The sequence below is a fragment of the Fusibacter sp. genome (genome assembly GCF_057447755.1).
Genome location: NZ_JBVBZF010000396.1, coordinates 1 through 2,938 on the forward strand (window position 1 = coordinate 1; position 2,938 = coordinate 2,938).

The 2,938-nt window shown below is 35.9% G+C and carries 3 protein-coding genes; all 3 read left to right on the forward strand.

Annotated features, from left to right (window positions below):
* Positions 1-765 (forward strand): tRNA-dihydrouridine synthase (locus tag AC220I_RS20750; protein ID WP_486725776.1); only part of this gene is annotated, 765 nt, incomplete at its 5' end.
* A 37-nt stretch (positions 766-802) separates the two neighbouring features.
* A complete protein-coding gene (locus AC220I_RS20755; RefSeq protein WP_486725777.1) occupies positions 803-1,279 on the forward strand; it encodes a YbaK/EbsC family protein in 477 nt (158 codons plus the stop codon).
* A gap of 341 nt (positions 1,280-1,620) precedes the next feature.
* On the forward strand, positions 1,621-2,937 hold the full coding sequence (locus AC220I_RS20760; RefSeq protein ID WP_486725778.1) for a pyridoxal phosphate-dependent aminotransferase: 1,317 nt from the start codon (positions 1,621-1,623) through the stop codon (positions 2,935-2,937).
* Position 2,938 lies beyond the last annotated feature (1 nt).

Sequence of the window (2,938 nt, forward strand, 5' to 3'; positions counted from 1 at the left end):
AATGCATCAGATTTTAACCATACGGCTAAAAAAATCAGCGCCTATGGCTATGATGAAATCAGTTTGAACTTGGGTTGTCCATCTAAAATGGTGGTTTCTAAAAATAGAGGTTCAGGGTTTTTGGCATTCAGGGATGAACTCAATCGCTTTTTGGAGGGCATATACTCTAATCCGGTGGTGGCCATTTCTATCAAGACTAGACTGGGCAAGTATAAACACGAGGAATTCTATGACTTGATTGAAATCTTTAATCAATACCCCATAAAGGAGTTAACCATACACCCAAGAGTTCAGACAGATATTTATAGAAATAAACCCAACCTAGAAGTTTTCAAGGATGCACTAGAGTTGAGTAAGAACCCAGTTTGCTACAATGGAGACATCTTCACTCTTGGAGATTTTATAGGCATCAGGGAGACTTTTCCTGAAGTAGAGACCTTCATGTTAGGTAGGGGGTTATTGGTTAATCCTGGCTTAGTAGGTGCTATAAAAGAGGGCGTTCAACTTGATAAGGAAAGTATGCGTGGTTTCCTTGAGGATCTTTATCGAGGCTATCAAGAGGACCTTATTGAACCTCATAAAGTGTTGAGTAAAATGAAGGAGAGTTGGAATTATCTGATTCAAGCCTTTTCAAATCACGAAGATTATTATAAAGAGCTTAAAAGAGCAGGCGATTTTAATGCTTACGAAGCTGCAGTAGAACGCTTATTTAATGAACAATCCATTTTACAAAATTTTGGCTATAAGACTTTTAAAACCAATTAGGATTATGTTATTATGTATAAAACTAGGAGGTAATGATATGGCAGTGGATAAGGTAAAGGATTATTTTAAAGCCCATGGTATTGACCATAGAGTCTTGGAGTTTGATGTGTCAAGTGCAACGGTTGAACTTGCAGCTAAAGCCTTGAACTGTGAGGGGAGTCGTATTGCAAAATCACTTACCTTTTATGGTAATAATGATGTGGTACTTGTGGTTACAGCAGGAGATGCAAAAATTGACAATACTAAGTATAAGACTAAGTTCGGTATTAAAGCTAAAATGTTAAAATTCGATGATTTAGAGTCTTTGGTAGGACACAGTGCCGGCGGTGTTTGTCCATTTGCAGTCAATGAAGGTGTGAAAGTCTATTTGGATGAATCCTTGAAACGCTTTCAAACCATTTTTCCGGCTTGTGGTAGTGCCAACAGCGCTATAGAGCTCACCATTCCTGAATTAGAAAAGTATTCAAATCAATTGGAATGGGTAGATGTCTGTAAAATTCCTGAAAGTGTCTGATGATGTAGCTGAGATCATAACTTGTTTGGTTTAATAATACAGAGAAGTGTATTTATATGCACAATTTGGTTAATCTAGGTATCGGGTTAAAATAATAGAAAAAGGATACTTTTTTTATGAAAATTGGAAGTTACAGTCTAGCTTATATGATAAAAATACAAGATGAATACTTGAAAAGAGAGGTTTCTTTGTATTAAAATGTTTTTTCGTGTATTTCGAAATAAAATGAATGAAGATTTCGTAAAGTAATGGTAAAATATAAATGAGTATACTGTATAACGGTATACAAATCCGTAAAGCATTGTGCTTGAATATATAATTATAATTTAAGGAGATGTATTATGAGTAAACCAATTCTTTCAGCGCACTTCGAATCTAGAAAACCATCGGCTGTACGTTTAGCTCAAATGAAATACGAAGAGCGTAAAGTTAAACCTGAAGCTGTTATCAATGTCGGGATCGGTAACGTTTCACTTCCAACCAATCCAGCTATGCAAAAAAGAATGTTTAATTTAGCAGCTGCAGAAAGCCCATTCAGTAAAGGTGTCGTAAGATACTCAACTACTGCTGGTACTGCTGAGTGTCAAGATGCATTCAAAAATATCTTAGAATGTGAAGGTTTTGATACTAGTAAATTACATGTCCAAGTAACAGATGGTGGATCTGCTGGTATGGAACTTTTATTAGTAGGCGTTTGTGGTCCTGCTGGTACAGGTGAGAAACCACTTATGATGATTGACCCAGCATACACAAACTACATTTCATTCGCAGAAAGAATCGGACGTAAAACAGTTACTGTAAAACGTCACTTAGAAGAAAATGGTAAATTTACACTCCCAGAAATTGATAAAATCGAAGAAGTTATTAAAGCAAACAACCCAGGTGCACTTTTAGTAATTCCATATGACAATCCAACTGGACAATACTATGATTATGCAACGATGTGTGATTTAGCAAGATTATGTGTTAAATACAACATGTGGATGATCAGTGATGAAGCATACCGTGAGTTATACTATGAAGAAGGCAAAGACCTTGTTAGTATCTGGGGATTAAATGATAAAATGGTTCCAGGTATCGAAGGTAGAAGAATCAGTATTGAAACAGCTTCAAAAGTTTGGAATGCATGTGGTTTAAGAATTGGTGCTGTTATTACTGATAGTGCTGAATTTAACAATCGTTCTGTTGCTGAGTATACGGCAAACCTCTGTGCAAATGTAATTGGACAATATATCTTTGGTGCACTCGCTCATGAATCTAAAGAAGACATTATGGGATGGTGTCGTGAAATTAAAGAATATTATAAAGAAGAGATTACAAAGGTTTACAATGGTCTTAAAGAGCATGAGCCTAATTTAATCGTATCAAGTCCAGATGCATCAATCTATTCTGTAATTGATGTTAGAAATGTCGTAAAACCAGGCTTTGACTCGATTGAGTTTGTACTTTACTGTGCAGGCGAAGGTTCAGTTCATATTGACGGTGTTGAGACTACTTTATTAGTGGCACCGATGAAAGGCTTCTATGACATTAAAGCTGGAGAACCAAATCCAGGATCAACTCAGTTTAGAATTTCGTTTGTTGAAACACCTGAAAAATTAGAGCAAATTCCAGAATTATTTGTTAAATTGTTAAGACAATACGAAGCGAAGAGATAGT

Excerpts from the sequence above, each read along its gene's own strand:
- AC220I_RS20760 (WP_486725778.1), top strand. The coding sequence starts at position 1,621 with ATGAGTAAACCAATTCTTTCAGCGCACTTCGAATCTAGAAAACCATCG.
- AC220I_RS20755 (WP_486725777.1), top strand. The coding sequence starts at position 803 with ATGGCAGTGGATAAGGTAAAGGATTATTTTAAAGCCCATGGTATTGAC.